Annotated in this window: 21 protein-coding genes; 14 read left to right on the forward strand and 7 right to left on the reverse strand. The window is 72.8% G+C overall.

Going from position 1 to position 23,296, the window contains the following annotated elements; genetic code table 11:
* The first annotated feature begins 39 nt into the window (after positions 1 to 39).
* The 8 genes from RM445_RS00710 to RM445_RS00745 all read left to right on the forward strand — a co-directional run bounded on the left by RM445_RS00710 (position 40) and on the right by RM445_RS00745 (position 11,575).
* Complete coding sequence (locus tag RM445_RS00710; RefSeq protein ID WP_311553942.1) at positions 40 to 1,365, forward strand: MFS transporter; 1,326 nt, start codon at positions 40 to 42, stop codon at positions 1,363 to 1,365.
* Positions 1,362 to 2,120, forward strand: a complete 759-nt coding sequence (locus RM445_RS00715; protein WP_311553943.1) for a LamB/YcsF family protein — start codon at positions 1,362 to 1,364, stop codon at positions 2,118 to 2,120. Before RM445_RS00710 ends, RM445_RS00715 begins: the two co-directional genes overlap by 4 nt.
* Positions 2,117 to 2,734, forward strand: coding sequence for a 5-oxoprolinase subunit B family protein (locus RM445_RS00720; protein WP_311553944.1), 618 nt, complete (start codon positions 2,117 to 2,119; stop codon positions 2,732 to 2,734). Before RM445_RS00715 ends, RM445_RS00720 begins: the two co-directional genes overlap by 4 nt.
* Before the next feature lie 103 nt (positions 2,735 to 2,837).
* Complete coding sequence (locus RM445_RS00725; protein ID WP_311553945.1) at positions 2,838 to 3,716, forward strand: 5-oxoprolinase subunit C family protein; 879 nt, start codon at positions 2,838 to 2,840, stop codon at positions 3,714 to 3,716.
* Between the two features lie 136 nt (positions 3,717 to 3,852).
* On the forward strand, positions 3,853 to 6,876 hold the full coding sequence (locus RM445_RS00730) for a phage tail protein (protein WP_311553946.1): 3,024 nt from the start codon (positions 3,853 to 3,855) through the stop codon (positions 6,874 to 6,876).
* Between the two features lie 104 nt (positions 6,877 to 6,980).
* Complete coding sequence (locus RM445_RS00735; RefSeq protein ID WP_311553947.1) at positions 6,981 to 7,682, forward strand: response regulator transcription factor; 702 nt, start codon at positions 6,981 to 6,983, stop codon at positions 7,680 to 7,682.
* A 261-nt stretch (positions 7,683 to 7,943) separates the two neighbouring features.
* Complete coding sequence (locus RM445_RS00740; RefSeq protein WP_311553948.1) at positions 7,944 to 10,763, forward strand: hypothetical protein; 2,820 nt, start codon at positions 7,944 to 7,946, stop codon at positions 10,761 to 10,763.
* A gap of 107 nt (positions 10,764 to 10,870) precedes the next feature.
* Entirely contained in the window at positions 10,871 to 11,575 is a 705-nt protein-coding gene (locus RM445_RS00745) for a response regulator transcription factor (RefSeq protein ID WP_311553949.1), read from the forward strand.
* Between the two features lie 6 nt (positions 11,576 to 11,581).
* Here RM445_RS00745 and map read toward each other — a convergent pair whose 3' ends face one another.
* Complete coding sequence (map, locus tag RM445_RS00750) at positions 11,582 to 12,352, reverse strand: type I methionyl aminopeptidase (protein ID WP_311553950.1); 771 nt, start codon at positions 12,350 to 12,352, stop codon at positions 11,582 to 11,584.
* A gap of 33 nt (positions 12,353 to 12,385) precedes the next feature.
* Here map and RM445_RS00755 point away from each other — a divergent pair, with 33 nt between their 5' ends.
* Complete coding sequence (locus tag RM445_RS00755; protein WP_311553951.1) at positions 12,386 to 12,652, forward strand: helix-turn-helix domain-containing protein; 267 nt, start codon at positions 12,386 to 12,388, stop codon at positions 12,650 to 12,652.
* 75 nt (positions 12,653 to 12,727) lie between these two features.
* Here the strand turns inward: RM445_RS00755 and RM445_RS00760 are convergent, their stop codons facing one another.
* Both RM445_RS00760 and RM445_RS00765 read right to left on the reverse strand, forming a co-directional pair.
* Positions 12,728 to 13,462 (reverse strand): hypothetical protein, encoded by a 735-nt coding sequence (locus RM445_RS00760; protein ID WP_311553952.1) that lies wholly within the window; start codon positions 13,460 to 13,462, stop codon positions 12,728 to 12,730.
* Between the two features lie 75 nt (positions 13,463 to 13,537).
* Positions 13,538 to 14,704: a pyridoxal phosphate-dependent aminotransferase gene (locus RM445_RS00765; protein WP_311553953.1), complete on the reverse strand. Its 1,167-nt coding sequence runs from the start codon at positions 14,702 to 14,704 to the stop codon at positions 13,538 to 13,540.
* Between the two features lie 126 nt (positions 14,705 to 14,830).
* On the opposite strand from RM445_RS00765, the gene RM445_RS00770 reads away from it, so the two are divergent.
* Entirely contained in the window at positions 14,831 to 16,069 is a 1,239-nt protein-coding gene (locus RM445_RS00770) for a multidrug effflux MFS transporter (RefSeq protein ID WP_311553954.1), read from the forward strand.
* Here the strand turns inward: RM445_RS00770 and yczE are convergent.
* Positions 16,026 to 16,679 (reverse strand): membrane protein YczE, encoded by a 654-nt coding sequence (gene yczE, locus RM445_RS00775; RefSeq protein ID WP_311553955.1) that lies wholly within the window; start codon positions 16,677 to 16,679, stop codon positions 16,026 to 16,028. The genes RM445_RS00770 and yczE overlap by 44 nt on opposite strands.
* A gap of 150 nt (positions 16,680 to 16,829) precedes the next feature.
* Here yczE and RM445_RS00780 point away from each other — a divergent pair, with 150 nt between their 5' ends.
* From RM445_RS00780 to RM445_RS00790, 3 genes are all read left to right on the forward strand, one after another.
* Entirely contained in the window at positions 16,830 to 18,854 is a 2,025-nt protein-coding gene (locus tag RM445_RS00780) for a TPM domain-containing protein (protein ID WP_311553956.1), read from the forward strand.
* Positions 18,855 to 18,935: 81 nt separating this feature from the next.
* Positions 18,936 to 19,634 carry a Mut7-C RNAse domain-containing protein gene (locus RM445_RS00785; RefSeq protein WP_311553957.1) on the forward strand — a complete coding sequence of 233 codons (699 nt, stop codon included), beginning with the start codon at positions 18,936 to 18,938 and terminating at the stop codon, positions 19,632 to 19,634.
* A gap of 21 nt (positions 19,635 to 19,655) precedes the next feature.
* On the forward strand, positions 19,656 to 20,456 hold the full coding sequence (locus RM445_RS00790; RefSeq protein ID WP_311553958.1) for a TIGR01458 family HAD-type hydrolase: 801 nt from the start codon (positions 19,656 to 19,658) through the stop codon (positions 20,454 to 20,456).
* Here RM445_RS00790 and RM445_RS00795 read toward each other — a convergent pair.
* Positions 20,442 to 20,570 (reverse strand): hypothetical protein, encoded by a 129-nt coding sequence (locus RM445_RS00795; RefSeq protein ID WP_311553959.1) that lies wholly within the window; start codon positions 20,568 to 20,570, stop codon positions 20,442 to 20,444. The two genes, RM445_RS00790 and RM445_RS00795, sit on opposite strands and share 15 nt — an antisense overlap.
* A 25-nt stretch (positions 20,571 to 20,595) precedes the next feature.
* Positions 20,596 to 21,975 (reverse strand): carotenoid oxygenase family protein, encoded by a 1,380-nt coding sequence (locus RM445_RS00800; RefSeq protein ID WP_311553960.1) that lies wholly within the window; start codon positions 21,973 to 21,975, stop codon positions 20,596 to 20,598.
* Positions 21,976 to 22,049: 74 nt separating this feature from the next.
* Here RM445_RS00800 and RM445_RS00805 point away from each other — a divergent pair, with 74 nt between their 5' ends.
* On the forward strand, positions 22,050 to 22,598 hold the full coding sequence (locus tag RM445_RS00805) for a PadR family transcriptional regulator (protein ID WP_311553961.1): 549 nt from the start codon (positions 22,050 to 22,052) through the stop codon (positions 22,596 to 22,598).
* A 4-nt stretch (positions 22,599 to 22,602) separates the two neighbouring features.
* Here RM445_RS00805 and RM445_RS00810 read toward each other — a convergent pair whose 3' ends face one another.
* A complete protein-coding gene (locus RM445_RS00810) occupies positions 22,603 to 23,283 on the reverse strand; it encodes an alpha/beta fold hydrolase (RefSeq protein ID WP_311553962.1) in 681 nt (226 codons plus the stop codon).
* Positions 23,284 to 23,296: the final 13 nt, after the last annotated feature.

Below are 23,296 nucleotides of genomic sequence, written 5' to 3' on the forward strand. Positions count from 1 at the left end.
TACGCTCGCCGGACCGGTACCCGAGCACAGGAGAGCGCGATGACCGAGCGCGACGACCTGACCGACCCGCCCACGAAGCTGCCGAGCACTCCACGCAAGGTCATCGTGGCGAGCCTGATCGGCACGTCACTGGAGTGGTACGACTTCTTCCTCTACGGCACGGCGGCCGCGCTGGTGTTCAACCAGCTCTTCTTCCCGGGCTTCGACCCCGCGGTCGGCACGCTGCTGGCGTTCGCCACCGCCGCCGTGGGGTTCGTAGCCCGCCCGCTGGGCGGCATCGTCTTCGGGCACTTCGGCGACCGGAACGGCCGCAAGACGGTCCTCGTGGTCACCCTGCTGATCATGGGTGGCGCGACGTTCCTCATCGGCCTCCTGCCGACGTACGCCACGATCGGCATCTGGGCGCCGATCCTGTTGGTGGCGCTGCGCTTCGTGCAGGGCCTCGGCCTGGGCGGCGAGTGGGGCGGCGCCGTGCTCATGGCGCTCGAGCACGGCGCCCCGGACAAGCGCGGGCTCAACGCGAGCTGGCCGCAGGTCGGCGTGCCGGTCGGCAACCTGCTCGCCGCCGGCGTGCTGGCCGTGCTGAACCTCGTCCTGTCGGACGAGGCCTTCCTGTCGTGGGGCTGGCGCGTCGCGTTCCTGCTGTCCGGCGCGCTCGTGCTGGTCGGGCTCTGGATCAGGACGACCATCGCGGAGAGCCCACTGTTCGCGGAGGTCGAGCAGTCCGGCGAGAAGGCCAAGATGCCCCTTCTCGAGGTGATCAAGCGCCACCCGCGCGGGCTGTTCGTCGCGATGTTCGCCCGGATCGGCACGGACGTCGCCTTCTACACCTTCACGCTGTACATCCTCACGTTCCTCACCACGAACCTCGGCCTGCCGCGCCAGGTCGGGCTCAACGCCGTGCTCATCGGCTCGGTGTTCCAGGTGGCGCTCATTCCGCTGTTCGGCGCGCTGTCGGACCGCTACGGGCGCCGCCCGATCTACGCGATCGGCGCCGCGAGCGCGGCCGTGTGGGGCTTCGCGTTCTTCCCGCTGCTGTCCACGAAGTCGACCGTCCTCATCGTGCTGGCCACCGTCGTCGCGCTGGTCACCCACGCGATCATGTACGGACCGCAGGCCGCGTTCATCGCCGAGATGTTCTCCACCGAGCTGCGCTACAGCGGCGCGTCGATGGGCTACCAGATTGCCGGAATCCTCGGCGGCGCGATCGCCCCGATCGTGTCGATCGCCCTGGTTAGCGCGTTCGGCAGCGCCTACGCGGTGTCGGTGTACCTGGCGGCCATGATGGTGCTCACGCTGATCGCGCTCAAGCTCGCGCCCGAGACCGCCCGGACGGACCTGCATGACGAGCCGGTGCACCGGTGACCACACTCGACCTCAACTCCGACCTCGGCGAGTCGTTCGGCCGCTGGGAGCTCGGCGACGACGAGGCGATGCTGGCGCTCGTCACGTCGGCGAACGTCGCGTGCGGGTTCCACGCGGGCGACCCGACGACGCTGCGGCGGACGTGCGTGGGAGCTGTGGAGCACAGCGTCGTGGTCGGCGCGCAGGTGGGCTACCGCGACCTCGCCGGCTTCGGCAGGCGCTTCGTCGACGTGGCGCCGAACGAGCTGGCCGACGACGTCGTCTACCAGATCGGTGCGCTCGACGGGATGTGCCGGGTGGCCGGGACGGCGGTCCGGTACGTCAAGCCGCACGGCGCGCTGTACAACGCGATCGTCCATCACGAGGAGCAGGCCGCGGCGGTCGTGGCCGCGGTCCGGGACTACTCGGCCGAGCTTCCGGTGCTCGGCCTGCCGGGATCGGCGTTCCTGCGCGCGGCGGAGAAGGCGGGGCTGCGGACCGTGCGGGAGTTCTTCGTCGACCGCGGCTACACCCCTTCCGGGACGTTGGTGCCGCGTCGGGAGCCGGGGGCCGTGTTGCACGATCCGGACGAGGTCACGGCGCGCGTGCTCCGGCTGCTCGACGAGGGTGTCGTGACGGCGATCGACGGGAGCGACGTCGCCGTCGAGGCCGAATCGGCGTGCGTCCACGGCGACTCGCCCGGCGCCGTCGAGATGGCGCAGGCCGTGCGCGACGGGCTGACCCGGGCCGGCGTCTCGGTGCGGGCGTTCGTGTGAAGGTGCTGCCGTTCGGCGACGCGGCGCTGCTCGTCGAGGTCGACGGGCTGCCGGAGGTGCTCGCGCTGGCCGCGGCGGTGCGCGAAGCGCGGCCGACCGGGATGCTCGATGTGGTGCCCGCCGCTCGGACAGTGCTGGTCACGGTCACGCCCGGCACCGATCTCGCCGCGCTGCGCAGAACCGTCCTGGCGCTGCCCGTCGACCCGTCGTCCGCGCCGGAGGGCGGCACCGTCGAGATCCCGGTGACCTACGACGGGCCGGATCTCGCCGAGGTCGCGCGGCTCACCGGGCTCTCCGAGGACGACGTGGTCGCCGCACACACCGGGACCCCGTGGCGGATCGCGTTCGGCGGGTTCGCCCCGGGCTTCGCTTACCTGACCGGGGGCGACGAGCGGCTGCGGGTGTCGCGCCGCGACGAGCCACGCACCACGGTGCCGGCCGGCGCCGTCGGGTTGGCCGGGGAGTTCAGCGGCGTCTACCCGCGGCCGTCGCCGGGGGGCTGGCAACTCATCGGATCGACCGACGTCCAGCTGTGGGAGCCGAACCGCGACCCGCCGGCGCTGCTGGAACCCGGCGGATGGGTCCGCTTCGTGGTGGCGGGCGGGGCAGCATGAGACGGGGGCTTCCGGCTCCTCCCAGCATCCGTCGACTCCCCGCAGAGCTAGATGCCTCTGCGACGTGGGTGGGGTCGCTGCGAGGTCAGCACGGGGAGGGGTCATGAGTCGCGCCCTCGAGGTCGTCGCCGTGGGCGCGCTGGCGCTCGTCGAGGATCTCGGGCGGCCCGGACACGGGGCGTCCGGGGTCGGACGGTCCGGCGCCGCCGACCGCGCGGCGTTGACGCTGGCCAATCGCCTGGTCGCGAACGACGAGGGAGCCGCGGCCGTCGAGGTGGTGTTCGGCGGGCTCGCCGTCCGGGCGACGTCCCTGCTGACCGTCGCCCTGGCTGGTGCCGCGGCTCCGGCGACGGTGGACGGCACGCCGGTGGGCCACCACACCGTCGTCGACCTGCGGCCCGGACAGGTGCTGCGCCTCGGGATGCCGCCGACCGGCCTGCGCACCTACCTCGCGGTCCGCGGCGGCATCGACGTCGCGCCGGTGCTCGGGTCGCGCAGCACGGACACGTTGTCCGGGCTCGGGCCGCCTCCGCTGCAGACCGGCGACGAGCTGCCGGTCGGCCCAGAGCCGGCCGAGCTGCCGCTCATCGACGTCGCCCCGGTCTGCCCGCCGCCCGGCGACACCGTCGTGCTGCACGCCGTCTTCGGCCCACGAGCCGACTTCGTCGCCGACCCCGCGGAGCTGACACGCACCACGTGGACGGGGTCGAGCCGCAGCGACCGGGTCGGCATGCGGTTGGAAGGCGGTCGGCTGCGCCGGGCCGACGACGCGGAGGTGCCGAGCGAGGGGATGGTCCGCGGCGCGATCCAGGTGCCGCCGGGCGGGGAACCGGTCGTGTTCCTCGCCGATCATCCGGTGACGGGCGGCTACCCGGTGGTCGCCACGGTCTGCGACGCGGACGTCGACCGCGCGGCGCAGGTCCGGCCCGGCCAGAGCGTCCGGTTCGTCGTCGTCCCACCGTCCTGGAAGGACACTCCCTGACCGATGCTCGCGACCGTTCGGCCCACCGGTCTACGGCCTTCGGCGCAACCTGTCGGCCTCGGCCTCCGGGAGTGGTTGACCAGCGGCATCAGCGGCAACCCGGCACACGAACGGGTGACTGGTGCGTTGCGAGGGGGTGACGGCCATCGACGTGACGTGGCGGCCTCGGCTCCTGTCCGCGATGCGCCGAACTCTCGTGCTCGCCGCCTTCCTCTGCGGCTTTCTCCTGGCCGCCGCGTTGCTCGCATCCACGGCGCGGGCGAGCACGTCGCCCGCGGGTGCGGTCGGCGATCTCGTGGCGGCGGTGGCGGGGAAGGACAAGGGCTCGTCGGACGGCGGTGGGTCGGACAAGTCGTCGGGTGAGAAGTCCGGCGGCTCCGACGGTGAGAAGTCCGGCGGTTCGGACGACGACAAGTCCAAGAGCGACAAGTCCAAGAGCGACAAGTCCTCGGACGACAAGTCCAAGGACGACAAGGACTCGGACGGCGCCAAGAAGGACGACAAGTCCACGAGCGAGTCCACGAGCAAGAAGTCCGAAGACGACAAGGACTCGGGCGACAAGGCCGACAAGCCCGAGGTCGAGAAGGCGAAGAGCTCCAAGACCGATAAGGCCGGCGACGACGAGCCCAAGGCCGAGTCGTCGAAGGCCCAGGCGTCCGCGAAGAGCAAGACCAAGTCCGACGCGAAGCCCGCGAAGCCCGCGAAGGCCGAGTCTTCGAAGGCCAAGTCCGCCAAGACCCAGGACTCCACGGCTGAGAACTCAAAGCCCGAGCCGGCCAAGGCCAAGGCCGAGCCCGCAAAGGTCAAGCCTGCCAAGTCCGAGTCGACGAAGGCAGCATCGGACGTTCAGCAGGCCACGAGCGACTCGTCGAAGCCTGCGTCCGCCGGCATCTCGTCCACGCTGTCCGGCGCCGTCGACAGCGTGGTTACGAAGGTCGTCGACTCGGACGACAAGGCGGTCGCCAAGCCGACGGCGTCCACCGAGCTCGCCTCAGCCGTCGGGGACGCCGTGGAGTCGGCCGGCGGATCGATCGCCGACGCCGCGAAGCCCGCCGTGGAGAAGGCCACCGAGCCCGCACGCGCCCGCACCGAGCAGGCCGTGGACGGTGCCGTCGCACGCGTGACCGACGCCGTCGTGAAGCCCACCACCGACACCGTCGCATCCACCGCAAACCCCGCCGTCGACACCGCCACTGCGGTGGCTGACGCACCCGACCTCGACGCGGTCGTCCCTTCGGTCAAGCCGGTCATCGAGCCCGCGGCGTCCGCCGCGGACACCGCATCCGAGCCCGTCACCGACTCGGTCCCGCCAGCCGCAGAGAAGACCGTGCGGGAGCCGGCCACCGACCTCGCTCGGCCCGTCGTCGAGACCGTCGGGCCGATCGTCGGCAGTACTGCCGAGCCGGTCGCCGAGATCGCGACCGACCTCGCCGCCCCCGTCGTCGACACGGCAACGCCGGTGCTCGACACCGTGACAGAGCCCGCCATCGACGTCGTTGCCCCCGCGGTAGGCACGATCACCGAGACCGTCACGGAGCTGACCGAGCCGGTCCTCGACACCGCTCCGCCCGTGGTGGGCACTGTGACCGAGCCGATCACCGACTTTGCGCAGCCCGTCGCCGAGACCGCAGCACCGATCCTCGGCAGCGTCACCGAACCGGCTGTCGACCTCACCCAGCCCGTGCTCGACACCATCCCCCCCGCCGTCGAGACAGTCACCGAGCCGGCCACCGAAACCGCGACCGAGCTGACCGAGCCGGTCCTCGACACCGTCGTCCCGGTCCTCGGCACGGTGACCGAGCCTGTTCTCGGCACGGTCGCCGGCACCACGACCGAGCCCGTCATCGACCTCACCCAGCCCGTCCTCGACACCGTCACCCCCGCCGTCGAGACCGTCATCGAGCCGGTCCTCGACCCCCTCGTCCCAGTCGTCGCGACTATCACCGAGCCGGTCACCGAGCTGCCCCAGCCGGTCCTCGACACCGTCCCACCCGTCCTGGGCACCGTGACCGAGCCGGTCCTCGACACGGTCGTTCCGGTCATCGACACCGTGAACGAGCCCGTCACCGACCTCACCCAGCCCGTCCTCGACACCGTCACCCCCGCCGTCGAGACCGTCATCGAGCCGGTCCTCGACCCCCTCGTACCAGTCGTCGGGACTATCTCCGAGCCGGTCACCGAGCTGCCCCAGCCGGTCCTCGACACCGTCCCACCCGTCCTGGGCGCCGTGACCGAGCCGGTCCTCGACCCCCTCGTTCCGGTCGTCGGAACTATCACCGAGCCGGTGACCGAGCTGACCCAGCCGGTCCTCGACACTGTCCCGCCGGTCCTGGGCACCGTGACCGAGCCAGTCATCGACGTTGCTCAGCCGGTACTCGACACCGTCGTCCCGGTCCTCGGCACCGTGACCGAGCCCGTCACCGGCGTCACCCAGCCCGTCCTCGACACTGTCGCTCCGGTCATCGACACCGTCGCCCCGGTCGTTGACACGGTTGCCGAGCCGGTCACCGACCTTACGCGGCCCATCGTCGACACCGTCACCCCCGACGTCGGAACCGTTGCTCCGATCGTCGGCGCGATCACCGAGGCCGGACTCGGGTCAGCTGCACCGGTCGTCGGCGGAATCGTCGAGCCGGTCATCGGCCCCACCCAGCCCACCGTTGAGACCGTCGCACCCGCCGCGGTCATGGCTGCCGGCTCGCAGGCGGCCCAGCTCGTGGCGGTCGTCGCGGCCACAGCCGAGCGGGTTGCCGCCGGTACAGCTTTCGGGGTGGTCGCATCGACCACCGCGCCGCACGCGCTCCCGATGCTGCCAGGCCTGGGCAGCGGTCCGGCCGGCATGTCCGGCCTTCCCCCCACCGGGCGATCGAACTTCAACTCCGGCGTCTCGCCGTCGGACCGGGCGGCTGCTTCGCGCGGGTCCGGTTCGGGTCGTGGTTCAGCGCCGTCGGGCCCGCTCCGTACCGGTCCGCTGTCCGGCCTCGCTGCCGGTGCCGGGGGCAACGGTGGCGCCTCCGGGTCGTCGGGCGGTGACGGAACACCCGTTGCGGCGTTCCTCGACCCGGCGACCGCACCCGCGGCGTCGACTCTCAGCAACGTCAGCGCCACCGAACGGCGCATCACATGGTGGTACCCCGAGGTCGTCGTCAGCCCTGGCTGACCAGGGGCGGAATTCACGTTCCGCTCCCGCCCTCCGGTGTCGCTGCGCTCAATGCGCGCCTCCGGCAGGACGGGTCCCTTCCCAGCCCGGAGGCTCACCCCGCCATGTCGACCTTGTCCTGCGCCCTGCCCGACCCCACCATCCTGATCATCGACGACCACGACCTCGTCGCCACGTCTCTTGCCATGTGTTTGCGATCGGCCGGCCTGCGGGCCCAGCGGCACGCCGTCCGCAGCCGCGAGGACGCCCTCGTCGCGACCGCGACGCTTCCGCCGGGCGTCGCCCTGCTCGACCTCGACCTCGGCCGCGAACCCGACGGCACCCTCATCGACGGCACCACTCTGATCGAGAGGTTCTGCACGGCCGGGTGGCGAGTCCTCGTGCTCTCCGGGACTTCGGACGAGGCTCGCATCGGCAAGGCGCTGGCGGCCGGGGCGTTGGCCGGCATCCCGAAGTCGGCGGCGCTGCCCGTTCTCGTCACCGCCGTTCGGCGGGCCATGCAGGGCGTCGAGGTCATGCACCCGGAGCGGCGCAGGCTGTTCATCGCGGCGCACCTGCGTCGGCAGGATCAGGCTCGAGCCATGGATCGGCGTCTGGGCCGTCTCACCGAGCGCGAGCGTGCGGTACTCAGCCGCCTTGCGCAGGGACGGCGAGCGCAGTCGATCGCCGAGGAGTTCTCGGTCTCCCTTGCGACGGTGCGGACGCAGATCCGTGCGGTTCTCGGGAAGCTCGAGGTCGACTCGCAGCTTGCCGCCGTCTCACTTCTGCACGACTACCAGCGCACTCTCCGGCAGGGAAGCTCCTGACAACGCTGTCAGACAACGTTGTCAAACAGCGGATGGGGAAGTTTGCGGTAACGACAACGAGATCGTCAACGACGCCATCACGCGCGGTGCGTTACGGCTGCCGCCAGATGGGCTTGCGCCGCCCGGTCACTGAGTTCACGACCGGGCGGGACAGCCCTCCCCTGACCGGTGGACATCGGAATCATCTCGATACCCCGCGTGATTGAAACTGCAAGACAGTTGGCGATACTGTCGCCCGCTTGCTGGAACGCGCCTCGGGAGGTGACGGGCATCGAGACCACTCTTTGTGCCCGGCTGCTCCCCGACGCTCTCCGGATCGCCGTCCTGGCCGCCGCGCTGTGTGGGCTGGTGCTGGTCGTGATCGCCATGGCCGCACCGACGCGCGCCGCCGCCGCCGAGTCCGCGTCGGTGAGCGCCTCGGAGAGTTCTTCCGATTCTGGCGAGTCCGACTCGGACAGCTCGGACTCGAACTCCTCGGACTCCGACTCCGACAGCTCGCACTCCGACTCCGCAGAGTCCGATTCGACGGACTCCGGCTCCTCGGACTCCGACTCGGCCGACGACGAGTCGGACCGCTCGGACTCTGGCTCCGAGTCCGCCTCGGACTCGTCTGACTCCGAGTCCGACAACGCGGACTCCGAATCCGACACGACCCACGACGACAGCTCTGACGCCGACGACACCGCTTCGGACAGCGCCGCAGACGGCTCGTCCGAGGACGCCGATGCTGTCGAGTCGGATGACGCCGGCAGCGCCGCCTCGGACTCCGACGCCGGTTCGACGGGGACCTACTCCGAGGAAGACTCCGGCTCCGACGAGGGCGACGGTGCGGCAACCGACGACCCGTCGGCCGACCAGGGACCCACAGACTCGGCCGGCCCGGCCAACGGCGACGACACGGCGACCGACAGCCAGCCGGACAATTCGGCAACGGATCCGGAACCCGCCGATGAGCCCAACGCCGGTTCGGACGCCGCGACGGACGAGAGCACGTCCGCGGGCTCCGGTGACCAGAACGGCTCCATCGTACCGGTCGACAACCCGGGAACTCCGGCCGACTCCGACATCCCGATCGTCAACCCGGACACCCCCGCCGGCGAAGGCACCACCACCGATACTGACGCCACGCCCGCTGGTGGTACCGGCAGCGACCCGATCGACGGCACTGGCGACCCGGGCACCGCACCTGACCCCGAAGCACCGGCCGATCCGGCGACGCCCACCGACGAGGGCACCACCGCTCCCGGTTCCGGCACTACGCCTCCTGATGGCACTGATACGCCGGCCGACAGCACAGGTGGCGACCCGACGGAGGGCACCGGCACTCCGGTCGTCCCGGACACCTCCACCGGTATCCCAGACACATCGACCGAGACCGACAACATCCCCGACGGCTCGGGCACCGCTCCTGACCCCGAAGCACCGGCCGATCCGGTGACACCAACCGACGAAGGCACCACCCCTCCGGACTCCGGCAACACGCCCCCTGACAGCAGCGGCACGCCCACCGATGAGGGCACTCCCGGCGGCTCGGACAACGGGCCTACCGACGAGGTGATCCCGCCGGTCACTCCCGTCGACCCCACCGACACCGGCACCACGCCTCCTGACGCCGTCCCACCGGTCACAGACACCGACAGCACCCCGCCCGCGGAGACCGACACCGGCAACACTCCCACCGATGAGGGCGGCCCTGCCGGCTCGGGCAACGGGCCCACCGACGAGGTCATCCCACCGGTCACCCCGATCGACCCCACCCCGCCCACCAACGGGACCGGCACCCCTCCCGACACCGTCCCGCCGGTCACAGACACCGACAGCACCCCGCCCGCCGAAACCGACACCGGCACCACTCCCACCGATGAGGGTGGCCCTGCCGGCTCGGGCAACGGGCCCACCGACGAGGTCATCCCACCGGTCACCCCGATCGACCCCACCCCGCCCACCAACGGGACCGACACCCCGCCCGACACCGTCCCACCGGTCACAGACACCGACAGCACCCCGCCCGCCGAAACGGGCACCGGCAACACGCCCATCGACGAGGTCATCCCGCCAGTCACTCCCGTCGACACCGTCCCACCGGTCACAGACACCGACAGCACCCCGCCCGCCGAGACCGGCACCGGCAACACGCCTACCGACGAAGGCACCCCCGCCGGCACCGGCAACACGCCCACCGACAAGGTCGTCCCACCGGTGACGCCGGTCGACCCCACCCCGCCCACCAACGGGACCGACACCCCACCCGACACCGTCCCACCGGTCACAGACACCGGCACCACGCCGACCACCGACCCCGGCACGGGTACCGGCACCGGCACAACCCCGCCGGCCACCGACGTCACACCCCCCGCCGGGACGGGCACGACGTCAGGCACCGACACGACGCCGACCCCGCCTACCTCGACCACGCACCCGGGCACGCCCACCACCGGCACCACCACACCCGCAGACACCGGCACCACAGCCCCGGCCGCCCCCGCCGCCGGCAACTCCACCGCCGAGACCCCCGCCGGCACCGGCTCCCCCGCGACGAGCACCCCCGCAGCGAACACCGTGGCGACGGCCAACACGCCCGCTGCAAGCCCGGCTCCCGACCAGGCCGGCGCTGCCGCCGCCCCCGTCGACGGCAGCCCGGCGGCGAACCTGGACCGTGCGTCCGACCCGTCCACGGCCGCCCGGCAGCAGCTGCCCGGCCTGTCCACGCAGCTCGCCGCGGAGATCTCCGGGCCCATCGCCGTCCGGCTGTCCGGCCTGCCCCCGGTCGAGCACGCGGAGTTCCGCCTGCGAGCCTCGGTCGCCGCCGCCGGTTCGTCTGCACCCAACCCGACGAGCCCCGCCGGTCACCGCTCCAACCCGGCCGCGCCCGGCGGCAGCGGCCCGATGGCGGGCGTCGACGCCGCCGGCGCCAGCAGCGGCGGTGCCGGCTCGTCGGGCACCTCGGCCGGCAACACCATGCCCCCGGCCGTGCTGCTCGACCCCGACTCGGCCCCGCTCGTCTTCGCACTCTCCGAGCTCACCGCGCCCGAGCGGCGCATCACCTGGTGGTACCCCGAGGTCGTCGTCGGTCCTGGTTGATCGAGAGCGGAACACCACGTTCCGCTCTCGTCCGTCGACCACGTCGAGGAGCATCGGCTCCCGCCCGTCGGACGAGACCCCTTCCACCAGGAGAGGTTCTCCCCGAAATGTCTGTCTCGATCGACAACCACCCCACCCTCACCTCGACCAACATCCTGATCGTCGACGACCACGACCTCGTCGCCATGTCGCTCGCGCTGTGCCTCCGCGCCGAGGGCATGCACGCCCAGCGGCACGCCGCGCGCAGCCGCGACGGCATCCTGACCACGGTGGCGACCCTCGTCCCGGGTGTCGTGCTGCTCGACCTGGACCTCGGCCGCGGGCCCGACGGCGAGCCCATCGACGGCACCACGCTCGTCGCCGGGCTGTGTCACCGGGGCTGGCGCGTGATCGTCCTGTCGGCCACCGCCGACGAGGCCCGGATCGGCCACGCACTCGACGCCGGCGCGCTCACCTGCGTCTCGAAGACGGCGGCACTCCCGGTGCTCATCACCGCGATCCGTCGGGCCACGCAGGGGCTGGAGGCGATGCAACCGGAGCGGCGCCGGTACCTCATTGCGAAGTACCACGAACAGCAGGAGCAGGCCCGGGTCGTCGAGCGCAGGCTCGCCCGCCTCACCGAGCGGGAGCGCGCCGTGCTCGACCTGCTCGCGCGCGGCCGGCGGGCGCAGTCGATCGCCGACGAGTTCTGCGTCTCCCTGGCGACGACGCGCACCCAGATCCGGGCGGTTCTGAACAAGCTGGAGGTCACCGGTCAGCTCGAGGCGGTCGCCATCCTCAACGAGCACCGCCGGGCGACCGACGGTGGGTGACCGGTGCTACAGCGCGGTGAGGATCCTCGGCCCGTCGGCGGTCACGGCGATCGTGTGCTCGACGTGCGCGGCGCGACTGCCGTCGGCCGTGCGGAGGGTCCAGCCGTCGGCGTCGTGGAAGTAGTCGTCGCGGCCGCCGAGCAGCAGCATCGGCTCGATCGCGATCACGAGGCCGGGCCGCAGCTTCAGGCCCTTGCCCGCGCGGCCTTCGTTCGGCACGAACGGCGCCTCGTGCATCGTCCGGCCGACGCCGTGGCCGCCGTGGTCGGCGAGCATCCCGTAACCGGCCGGGCGGGCGACGCCGACGATCGCGTGCCCGATGTCGCCGAGCCGGGCACCCGGCCGGGAGGCGGCGATGCCCGCGTGCAGGGCACGCTCGGTCGCGTCGACCAGCGCGAGGTCCCGCGGGTCGGGCGTATCGCCGACGACGACGCTGAACGCCGCATCGGCGCACCAGCCGTCGAGGTGCACGGCGAAGTCGACGCTCAGCAGGTCGCCGGGGGCGAGCGGGGTGCGGTCCGGGATGCCGTGGACGACGGCGTCGTTGACGCTCGAGCAGATCACCGCCGGGTAGGGCGTCGGCGACCAGCTCGGGTGGTAGCCGACGAAGCTGGACACGGCACCGGCGTCGGCGATCATGTCGCGGGCGATCAGGTCCAGGTCGTGTGGCGTGACCCCGGGCGCGGCCTTGCCGCGCAGCGTCGCCAGGATGGACGCCACCACGTGGCCCGCTGCGGCGACGGCATCGATCTCGCCGGGCGTCTTCAACTCGATCACCGGCCAAACTATACCGGTATTACTATGACGCCCATGGTGCGTGTCCCCCTGACCCCGTCGGACCGCGAGCGCGGCGAGCGGCTTGGCCGCCTGCTGCGTCAGGCGCGAGGTGGGCGCAGCATCGTCGAGGTCGCCGGCGCGGCCGGAATCTCGGCCGAGACCCTTCGCAAGATCGAGACCGGGCGCATCCCGACCCCCACGTTCTTCACGGTCGCGGGGCTCGCCGTCACGCTGGGCCTGTCGCTCGACGCGCTCGTGGGCGCAGCCGACCGCCCGGCGATGGACGACCCCGCGGCGTGAACTCGCGCTGACGAACGTGCCGACTCGCGCCGACAAAGGTGCCGACTCGCGCTGACGAACGTGCCGACTCGCGGGTCAGGCGGCGGGCGCGCCCAGCATCCCCCGAGCCCGGGCCGCGAGGAGTTCGCCCGCGGGACGGGGCAGGGCCCACCCGGTGCGGCGCTCCAGGTCCGTGAGCCGACGACGCGCCCGCTCGTACGCGCTGCGCCGCTCCGCCTCGTGGGGGCTCGACCGCGCGAGCTCGAGCAGCGACAGTGTCTGCTCCAGCACCGCACGCTCCCCCGGCGCGAAGTGGGCCGCCCGCACGCGATCCGCCGCGTCGACCGCCGCCTGCCACGCCCGGTCCGCCCCCTCCGCGGCCGCGACGAACCGCTCGCCCGCCTGCGGACCCGGATAGGCGTCCGTGATCAGGGCCGTCGCCTCGGCGAAGGCGTCGACGAACCGCGCGGTCGCGGGCTCGCCCACGTCGGCCAGCGTCGGGCGGTGCAGCACGGCCGCGGGATCGCACTCGTACGCGGCGTAGGCCCGGGCGGTCTCCCCGAACCGGGCGACGGCCGCCTCCCACCGCGGCTTCACGGTGTCGGCCCGACCGGCCAGCGCATCGCGTCCGCGGGCGGCGAGCGCGTCGAGCACGAACCACCGCGACAGCACCCACAGCAGCAGGAGCAGCGGGATCAGGGCCGACAGCAGCGGGAAGAGCACGCCCGGCCCGTCCATCCACGGCGGCGGGCCATGGTGAAAACCGTGGTGGTACATGCCGGGACCCCACTGATGGGGGTCGTGATAGCGCCAACCGCCGTCGGGATCCATCCGCGCCTCCCGTGTCGCTTCATCCGGGACGCTAGCCCGGCCCGTGTCCGGCCGGGGTGAGGACTGAGACGTACCTCAGCTCAGCGACCGAAGACAGGCGAGCCGCGACACCGCCTCGGTCAGCACCTCGTCGCGCTTGCAGAACGCGAACCGGACCAGCGTCCGGCCCAGGTCCGGATCCGCACAGAACACCGACACCGGCACGGCCGCGACCCCGATCAGCTCCGGCAGCTGCCAGCAGAAGGCCGCGCCGTCGTCGAACCCGAGCGGGGCCACGTCCGTCACGACGAAGTACGTGCCGCGCGTCGGGAAGACGGTGAACCCGGCGGTGCGCAGGCCCGCGACGAGCAGGTCGCGCTTGCGGGCCAGCTCGTCGGCCAGGTCGCGGTAGAAGGTGTCGGGCAGCCCGAGAGCGGTCGCGATGGCCGGCTGGAAGGGCGCGCCGCTGACGTAGGTGAGGAACTGCTTGACCGCCCGCACCGCGTTGACCAGCCCGATCGGTCCGTGTACCCAGCCGACCTTCCAGCCCGTCACCGAGAACGTCTTGCCCGCCGACGAGATCGTCAGCGTGCGGTCGGCGAGCCCGGGGAGCGTGGCCATCGGAACGTGCTCCACAACGTCGTCCCCGGAGCCGAACGTCATGTGCTCGTAGACCTCGTCGGTGACGATCACCGCGTCGAACTCGACGGCGAGCTCGCCGATGTACGTCAGCTGCTCACGGGAGAGCACGGTGCCGGTCGGATTGTGCGGGGTGTTCACGAGCACCACGCGGGTGCGCGGCGAGAAGGCGGCGCGCAGCTCGTCCGGGTCGAAGGCGAAGGACGGCGGGCGCAGCGGGACGGCGCGGAGGGTCGCGCCGGAGAGGGCGATCGTCGCCGCGTACGAGTCGTAGTACGGCTGGAAGGTCACCACCTCGTCGCCCGGCCCGCACAGCGCGAGCACCGCCGACGCGATCGCCTCCGTCGCCCCCGTCGTGATCAGCACGTGGTCGGGGTCGACGTCCATGCCGTAGAAGCGCTTCTGGTGCTCGGCCACCGCGGTGCGCAAGGAGGCGACGCCGAGACCGGGCGGGTACTGGTTGACCCCACCGGTGACGTTCGCGGCGACATCGGCGAGCAGGGACGCCGGGCCGTCGGTGTCCGGGAAGCCCTGGCCGAGGTTGACGGCGCCGGTCCGCACGGCGAGCGCGGACATCTCGGCGAAGATCGTGGACGTGAACGGCGCCATCCGCGCGACGAGCATGACCGCACGGTAGCCCGTTGGGGCGAGAAGATCCGTGGTCGTCGTCACCGCGGGAACAAGACCGGTTCCTCAGGCATTGCACAGGGAAGTACTTGCCTGATGCACATAAAACCCGAAAGGCACTTCGTGACGGCGACTCTGGCTCCGGCCGCTCCGGTCGTCGCACCGACCGGGTGGGGGCGGCTGCGGCTGGTCCTCATCCTCGGTGCGCTGATCGCGCTCGGCCCGCTGACCATCGACATGTACCTGCCGGCGCTGCCGACGATCGTGGACGACCTCCGGACGACCTCGGCCGCCGTGCAGCTCACGCTGACCGGCACCCTGGTCGGCCTCGCTCTGGGCCAGCTCCTGGTCGGCCCGCTGTCCGACACCTTCGGGCGTCGGCGGCCGCTGCTGGTCGGCGTGGGCGTGCACGTCCTGGCGTCGCTCCTGTGCCTCGTGGCACCGAACGTCGCCGTGCTGGGTGGCCTGCGGGTGATGCAGGGTGTCGGTGCGGCAGCGGCGTCGGTGGTGACGATGGCGATCGTGCGCGACCTGTTCGTCGGGCGCGCCGCGGCGACCCTGTTCTCCCGGCTGATGCTGGTGCTCGGCGTCGCCCCCGTGCTCGCGCCGACGATCGGCGGCGAGGTGCTCCGGTTCACCTCGTGGCGCGGCGTCTTCGTCGTGCTGGCCGTGCTCGGGCTCATCCTGGTCGCGGTCGCTGCGAAGGCCCTCCCCGAGACGCTCCCCGCGGTGCGCCGCCGCCCGCTCGGCGTGCGCAACACCATGCGGACCTACCGCGGTCTCCTGCGTGACCGCACGTTCCTCGGCCTCGTCCTGGTGGCCGGCCTCTCGATGGCAGGACTGTTCGGCTACGTCGCCGGGAGCTCGTTCGTCTTCCAGGAGGAGTTCGGGCTGAACCAGCAGCAGTTCGGGCTGCTGTTCGGCGCAGGCGCGCTGTTCCTCATCGGTGCGACCCAGCTCAACGCCGCCCTGCTGCGCTACTTCGAGCCGCGGGTCATCCTGCCGGCCGGCCTGGTCCTCGGCACGCTGGCGGGGGTGACCCTCCTGGTCCTTGCCGTGACCGACACCGGCGGCATCGTCGGCGTCGTGGCCCCGCTCTGGACGGTGCTGTTCGCCGTCGGTCTCGTCATGCCGAACGCGCCCACGCTGGCGCTGGCCCGGCACGGTGAGGCGGCGGGCACGGCAGCAGCGCTGCTCGGTGCGATCCAGATGGGCGTCGGCGCGATCGTGTCGCCGCTGGTCGGCGTGTTCGGCAACGACGCCGTCGCGATGGGCGCGGTGATGACGGGCGGCACGCTCGTCGCGCTGGCCGTGCTGCTCATCGTAGTTCGTCCGTGGACCCTCGCGGACCTCGAGGCGTAGCGATCACGAAACACGGCAGGAACGCCTGCGTGAGCGGGCCGATCGCCAGCGCGTAGACGACGGTGCCGATGCCGACCGTCCCGCCGAGCAGCCAACCGACCGCGAGCACGGTCAGCTCGATGCCGGTGCGGACCAGCCGGATTGACCAGCCGGTCCGCGCGGCGAGGCCCGTCATCAGCCCGTCGCGCGGGCCGGGGCCGAGCCGGGCGCCGATGTAGGCCGCGGAGGCGACACCGTTGAGCACGATCCCGCCGGCCATCAGCGCAGCGCGGGCAGGCAGGCCGGTGGGCTCCGGGATCAGGGCGAGCGCGGCGTCGACGCTGACGGCGATGACGATCACATTCGCCACGGTCCCGATACCGGGCCGCTGCCGTAGCGGCAGCCACAGCAGGAGCACCGCGACCCCGGTGACCGCGGTGATCATCCCGAAGCTCAGCGGCAGGTGCCGGGCCAGCCCCTGGTGGAAGACGTCCCACGGGTCGAGGCCCAGCACCGCGCGGATCTGCATCGCCATGCTGGTGCTGTAGAGCACGAGCCCGCCCAGCAGCTGCGGAAGCCGCCGGGCAGGGGCGGTTCTGACGGACAGGGGACGCAGGTCGACGGGGGCCACGGATCCATCCTCGGCGAAGTGGCCTGAAGAACCAGAGCCAATTCGACGCCGCTGGCCTGGTCGAGGCGTGGAGGCCACCGGGCGGCCGCGGGTGCGTTAGGTTCCGACGATCTGCCGTTCGCGGAACGGTAGCCGGATCCGGGGGTGCACATGCGCAGGGTGGCCGCGGTGGCGGCGCTGGTGTTCGGGCTGCTGGCGTTCGGGGGTGCGACGGCATCGGCCGAGGCCCCGCTGCGGGTGAACGGCGACATCACCGACCCGGCGGGAGCGCTGGGATCCGATCCCTCCACGGTCCAGGCCGCGCTGGACCGGCTCAGCACCGAGTCCGGCATACGCCTCTACGTCGTCTACGTGCGCTCCTTCTCCGGCCGGGGCGGCCAGGACTGGGCGGACCGCTCGGCCCAGGCGTCGCAGCTCGGCCGGCGCGACGCGCTGCTGGCGGTCGCGATCGACGACCGCGCGTACGGCATCTCCCTCGACGAGGCGTTCCCGGTCTCCGACGACGTCGTGACGGCCATCGAGACCCAGGACGTCCGTCCGCGGCTGACCGCGGGCGACTGGGCGGGCGCGGCCGTCGCGCTCGCCGACGGACTGCGCACCGGCCGGGCAGCGGGCGGCGCGGGCGGCGACTCCGGTGGGAGCGCGCTGCCGGTCGGGCTCGTCGTCGGCGGGGTCGCGTTGGTCGGTGGCGGGGCCTACGCCCTGGCCCGCAGGCGACGACGCAAGCCCGAGACGGCGCCCGCGGGAGCCGCTCCGGCGCCTCCGACGCTCCCCGACCCGGCGCCCGGCGAGACCACGGACGATCTCGCCTACCACGCCAGCAGCGCGCTCATCGAGCTCGACGACGCCGTGCAGACCTCCGAGCACGAGCTCGGCCTCGCGCAGACCCAGTTCGGTGACGAGGCGGTGCGCGACTTCCGCGCGGCGCTGGAGCAGTCGCGCGCCGAGCTGGTGCAGGCCTTCGCGCTGCGCCAGCGCATCGACGACGAGAAGCCGGACGAGGCGACGCGCCGCAACCTGCTCAGCCAGATCCTGCACCTGTCCGGCACTGCGGATCAGCGTCTCGACGCCCAGTCGGCCGCCTTCGACCGCCTCCGCGACCTCGAGCAGAATCTGCCCACCGTGCTCGCGGCCCTGAAGCCCAAGCTGAACTCCACCGCGAGCCGGGTGGCGGTGACGACCGCGGCGCTCGACGCGCTGCGGGCCCGCTACGCGGAGTCCGCTCTCGAGCCGGTCGCCGACAACATCCCCCAGGCCGCGGCGCGGCTCGACGTCGCCCGCACCGAGATCGACGAGGCGGGCACCGAGCTGGCCGCCGACCAACGGCCGGCTGCAGCGGTGTCGGCGCGGGCCGCGGAAGAGGCCATCGAGCAGGCCGGCACGCTGCTCGACGGGGTGCGCCGGTTCGCCGACGAGCTGTCCCAGGCCGCCAACCGGCTGGTCGAGGCCCGCGCGGAGATCGAGGCCGACCTGGCGGAGGCCGAGCTGCTCCCGGGCGAGGAGCTCGCCGCCGCGGCGGCGCGGGCGAACGCGGCACTGACCGCGGCGGGCCGCGAGGTGGGTGGCCCGGACGTCCCGGGCGGTGACCCGCTGGCCGCGCTACGCCGTCTCGACGAGGCCGGGACGGCGCTCGACCAGGCGTTGTCGGATGCGCACGAGGAGCGGGTGGCGGGCGAGCGAGCGGCGGCCCAGCTGGATCGGACCCTGATCGCGGCACGCTCGGGGATCGCCGCGGCGTCGGACTTCATCGCCACGCGCCGCGGCGCCGTCGGGAGCGACGCCCGTACCCGGCTGGCAGAGGCCCAGCGGCACCTCGACGCGGCCGCCGGGCTGGCCCGCTCGGCACCGGTGGACGCGCTGCGTGAGGCGCAGCAGGCCGACGCCATGGCGCAGGAGGCCCTGCGGCTGGCCCGCGACGACGTGCAGCGCTGGTCGCCACCCTCCGGCGGTGGCGGGACGAGCGGGATCGACCTCGGCAGCCTCGTGCTCGGCGGGATCCTGCTCGGCGGCCGCAGCGGCGGGTTCGGCGGCGGGTTCGGCGGCGGCTTCGGCGGAGGCTTCGGCGGCGGCGGGCACGGGGGTGGGCGCGGCGGCGGCCGGGGCGGCGGGTTCTCGCCCGGCAGCTTCGGTGGCTCGGGCACCCGCGGCCGGCGCGGAGGCGGCGGTCGCTTCTGACGGACGGCCGCGCGGCGATCCGACGAGCGGCACTCTCGTCGCCTAGGTTCGGACGAACGGGCCGGTCGTCGGGAGGTGCGCGTGCTCGTGCTGCGGGTGGCTCCGACGCTGTGGCTCTTCCTGCCCCCTGCCCGCCGCAGCACCGAGTTCGCGGCGCCGTTCGACGGCACGTCGTCGCTCGGCCATGTCGTCGAGGCCGCCGGGATTCCGCTCACGGAGATCGGGTCGCTGCGTGTCGGCGGTACCGCGCTGCCGCCCGCGCACCGGCCGGCCGCCACCGACGTCATCGAGGTCGAGTCCGTCCACCGGCCACAGCGGGTCGCCGACTGGGACGGGCGGTTCCTGCTCGACGTCCACCTCGGCGCGCTCGCCCGTCGCCTGCGGATCCTCGGCGTCGACACCGCCTACCCCGCCGAAGCCGGCGACGCGGCACTGGTCGCCCGGGCGAACGCCGAGCGGCGGCTGCTGCTCACGCAGGACCGCGGGCTGCTCAAGCGCCGCGCGCTGTGGGCCGGGGCGTACGTCCGTGGATCCCGGCCCGACGACCAGCTCGCCGACGTGGTCGACCGCTTCGCACTCACGCTCCGGCCGTGGACGCGCTGCACCGCGTGCAACGGCGAGATCGCGGAGGTCGGCAAGGACGAGGTCGCGGCCTACCTGGAACCCGGGACCCTGCGGACCCAGGTCCGTTTCGTCCGCTGCCGCTCCTGCGGGAGGGTCTACTGGCGCGGAGCGCACTCGCGCCGGCTGGACCGCCTCGTCGCCCGCTTCACGGCCTGACCGGCCCGGTACCGTTCGCGGATGGACGGCGTGCGCGCGGTGTTGATCGACATCGACGGGGTGCTCACGGTCTCCTGGAAGCCGCTGCCCGGCGCGGTGGAGGCGGTGAAAGCGCTTCGGAGCGCGGACCTGCCGTTCGCGCTCGTCACCAACACCACCTCGCGCACCCGCGCCCGAATCGCCGAGACCCTCGCGGACGCCGGCTTCCCCGTCGGCCCGGACGACGTGCTCAGCGCCCCCGCGGCGACGGCGGCGCACCTGCGTGAACACCACCCCGGCGCGGCCTGCCTGCTGCTGTCCAGCGGTGATGTCGCCGACGACCTCGACGGGATCCGACTGGTCGACCCGGACGCCGACGACGTGGACGTCGTCGTCCTCGGCGGCGCAGGCCCCGAGTTCTCCTACGACGCCCTCGACACCGCCTACCGGCACCTCCAGCACGGCGCGGCACTGGTGGCGATGCACCGCAACCTCTACTGGCGCACCGACGCCGGGCTCCAGCTCGACGCCGGCGCCTTCCTGCTCGGCCTGGAGAAGGCGGCCGACACCGAGGCCGTGGTGCTGGGCAAGCCGTCCGGGGCGTTCTTCGCCGCCGCGCTCTCCTCGCTCGGCGTCGGCCGCAGCGAGGCCGTGATGGTCGGCGACGACCTCGAGGCCGACGTTCTCGGCGCCCAGCGTGCGGGGATCACGGGCGTGCTGGTGCGAACGGGCAAGTTCTCCGAGAAGGACGAGGAGGGCCAGGACTCCGACGAGCAGGGCGACGACCGTCCCCAGCACGTCGTCGACTCGATCGCCGACCTCCCCGAACTACTCGGCCTGTGACGCGGCCTCCGCGGCGGCCTCCCGCACGGTCAGCCGCCGGATGTACCAGCCGTTCCACACGATCAGTGCGACGAAGGCGGCGACCATCATCACGGTGCTCAGCCCGACCATCACGCTGATCGGGGGTGGTCGTCGCTCATCAGCCGCCGATCTCCTCGTCCGTGATCCACGACCCGTGGAAGCCCGACGGCACCCCGCGAGGCAGCGTCACGGCTGCCACCGGTAGACCGCCGACGTCCGTGGCGTCGAGCACGAGCAGCTGCGACGCGCTCCCGTCGCGCCGCGTGGTGATCGTCAGCAGCCAGCCGTCGTCCTCGGCCCGGTCGGCCGCGGCGCTCGGCACGAACACGGCCTCGCCGGCCACCGTGTCCGCCCCGACGGTGTGCTCGGCGACGGAGCCCGTCACGGCGTCGAACTTGACGATTCCGGCGGAGTCGCCGGTGTCGGCCACGGCGTAGCGGTAGCGGGCGTCGCGGCCCACGCGCTCGTCGTCGACGGTCGGGAACTCGACGGGGCGGTCGGCGAGCGGCGTCTCGGTGACGGCGCCGGTCGCCGGGTCGAGCGTCCAGCGGTGCAGCCGGGCGGCACCGGTGGCCGCCGCAGCGGCGGCGTGGCCGGCGGGGTCGTGACCGCTGGAATTCGGGAGCCCGTCCCACATCGCCACCGCGTCGGCGGGCGCGTAGCGGGCGGCGTCGAGGACGACCCGGCCCGCGGCGTCGGTGTGGGCGTTGCCGACGTGGAAGACGTAGGCCGGGTCGACGTCGAACCACCGCACCTCGCCCGGCCGGTCCAGCGGCATGACCCCGATCCGGGCCCCGTAGGAGTCGTCCCAGCCGTACGGCATGCCGGTGGCGAGGCGCTGCAGCGAGAAGGTCATCGGCAGGTCGAGGAAGACGGCGTGCCGGTCGGTGATCGCGAAGTCGTGCATCATCGTCGGGCCCGGCACGGTGATCTCCGCGCTGGTCACGAGCTCGCCCGCGGCCGAGAGCCGGTGGTAGGTCAGGAACGGCGGCGCGAAGCCGTAGCCGAAGAAGTGCAGCTCACCGGTGACCGGATCGGTCTTCGGGTGTGCGGTCATCGCCGTGGTGAGGCGGCCGTCGAAGTCGAACGGCCCCACGGTGCCCAGCTCGGGCGTCAGCACGTGCGGGAAGCTGCTCTCGACCAACGCCATGATCCGGCCGGCGTGGGCGATGACGTGCGTGTTCGCGACGCCCACCGAATGGTCGACGCGCCCGGTCGGGCTGATCATCGACTCGCCGGCCAGGGCCTTCGTGCGCACCCAGCGGTTGCGGTACCACTCGGCGCGGCCTTCCCGGAGCCGGATCCCGTGCACCATGCCGTGACCGGTGAACCAGTGCCGTGACGGCTCGCCGGGCAGCGGGTTCGGGCCGTTGCGCAGGTACCGGCCGATGAGCTCGGGCGGCAGGACCCCCTCGACGGGCAGGTCGACGGCGTCGATCTCGTCCGGAACCGGCGCGAGGTGACCGGTCATGTGCAGGGCAGTGGTGGGCGCGGCCATGGCAAGAGGATGCTCCCGCCGTTCTCCACGTGTCAATACTGACATGTGGAGAACGGAAGGTTAAAGTACGCGCCATGTCACTGCCCCACGCGCTGCTCGGCCTACTCGCCGTGCGGCCGCGCAGTGGATACGAGCTGACCAAGGCGTTCGAGGGCGACCTCGGCCGCTACGCCTGGCAGGCCGGGCACACGAGCATCTACCCCGAGCTGGGACGGCTCGCCGAGCAGGGCCTGGTCGAGGTCATGCACGAGGGTGCACGCGGCAGCCGGACGTACGCGGTGACGGAGACGGGGCGCGACGAGCTGCGGACCTGGCTGCTCTCCCCACCTGGGCGGGGGGCGCGGGTACGCAACGAGCAGGTGCTGCGCATGTTCCTGCTGTCTGCGCTGGACCCGGCCGACGCCCGGGCCGTCCTGGAGCGGATCGCCGCGGGCACGGCACACGAGGCGGCGGAACTACGGCAGATCCGCGACGAGGCCGGGCCGGTGCGTCCGGGCCCCGACGGCTTCGGGCAGCTGGCCGCGGAGTACGGACTGCGCCAGTACGAGGCCGTGCACGGCTGGGCGCTCTGGGCGCTGGCCCAGCTCGACGCGGCCGAGACGGCAGAGCCGGCGCACCGCTGACCACCTAGGACGCGTACGCCGCCAGCCGCTCGGCCAGCTCGCCCGGACGGCTCAGCGCCACCAGGTGGCCGCCCGGGATCTCGTCCGTCGGCAGCCCCAGCCGCTCCCTGGCCACGCGACGCTGGAACTTCAGCGGGAACAGGCGGTCGTCGCGACCCGCCAGCACCCGGGTCGGGATGTCCGGCCAGCGGTCGAGCGGAAAGGGTTGCGTGAACGGCGTCATGGACTGCGCGGGGTCACCCCGGTCCATCGCCTCTGCGGTCACGTCGTCCGGGACGTCGTGGAAGAAGTCGACCATGACGTCGATCCCGTCGCCCGCCACCCGGCCCTCCGCCGCGGCGAACTCCGCCTGCGCCGTCGACTGGCCGGTGTTCTCCCACCACGCGCCGCCGGTCTCCCCCGGCGCCGGGATCATCGCGTTGAGCAGCACGAGCTGCTGCACCGGCAACCGGTCGCACACCAGGGGTGCGGTGAAGCCGCCCATCGACTGCGCGACGAGCACGACGTCGTCCAGGTCGCCCGCCGCGGCGACCACCGCGGCGGCGTACTCGGCCCACCCCGCACCGTCGTCGCCCGCGGGCAGGTCGACGGCGACGGCATCGTGGCCCCGCCGTTCCAGCTCGGCGACGAGCCGATGCCAGTACCACGCTTCGCCCCCGGCGCCGGGGATCAGCACGAACGTCATGCCGTACCGACCC

The sequence above is a fragment of the Pseudonocardia charpentierae genome, from assembly GCF_031845345.1.
Taxonomy (GTDB): domain Bacteria; phylum Actinomycetota; class Actinomycetes; order Mycobacteriales; family Pseudonocardiaceae; genus Pseudonocardia; species Pseudonocardia charpentierae.

What these genes read in the sequence shown, in the direction of transcription:
- RM445_RS00710 (WP_311553942.1), top strand. Translation starts at nt 40, where the DNA reads ATGACCGAGCGCGACGACCTGACCGACCCGCCCACGAAGCTGCCGAGC.
- RM445_RS00725 (WP_311553945.1), top strand. Translation starts at nt 2,838, where the DNA reads ATGAGTCGCGCCCTCGAGGTCGTCGCCGTGGGCGCGCTGGCGCTCGTC.
- RM445_RS00735 (WP_311553947.1), top strand. Translation starts at nt 6,981, where the DNA reads ATGTCGACCTTGTCCTGCGCCCTGCCCGACCCCACCATCCTGATCATC.
- RM445_RS00745 (WP_311553949.1), top strand. Translation starts at nt 10,871, where the DNA reads ATGTCTGTCTCGATCGACAACCACCCCACCCTCACCTCGACCAACATC.
- RM445_RS00755 (WP_311553951.1), top strand. Translation starts at nt 12,386, where the DNA reads ATGGTGCGTGTCCCCCTGACCCCGTCGGACCGCGAGCGCGGCGAGCGG.
- RM445_RS00760 (WP_311553952.1), bottom strand. Translation starts at nt 13,462, where the DNA reads ATGGATCCCGACGGCGGTTGGCGCTATCACGACCCCCATCAGTGGGGT.
- RM445_RS00765 (WP_311553953.1), bottom strand. Translation starts at nt 14,704, where the DNA reads ATGCTCGTCGCGCGGATGGCGCCGTTCACGTCCACGATCTTCGCCGAG.
- RM445_RS00780 (WP_311553956.1), top strand. Translation starts at nt 16,830, where the DNA reads ATGCGCAGGGTGGCCGCGGTGGCGGCGCTGGTGTTCGGGCTGCTGGCG.
- RM445_RS00790 (WP_311553958.1), top strand. Translation starts at nt 19,656, where the DNA reads ATGGACGGCGTGCGCGCGGTGTTGATCGACATCGACGGGGTGCTCACG.
- RM445_RS00800 (WP_311553960.1), bottom strand. Translation starts at nt 21,975, where the DNA reads ATGGCCGCGCCCACCACTGCCCTGCACATGACCGGTCACCTCGCGCCG.
- RM445_RS00805 (WP_311553961.1), top strand. Translation starts at nt 22,050, where the DNA reads ATGTCACTGCCCCACGCGCTGCTCGGCCTACTCGCCGTGCGGCCGCGC.
- RM445_RS00810 (WP_311553962.1), bottom strand. Translation starts at nt 23,283, where the DNA reads ATGACGTTCGTGCTGATCCCCGGCGCCGGGGGCGAAGCGTGGTACTGG.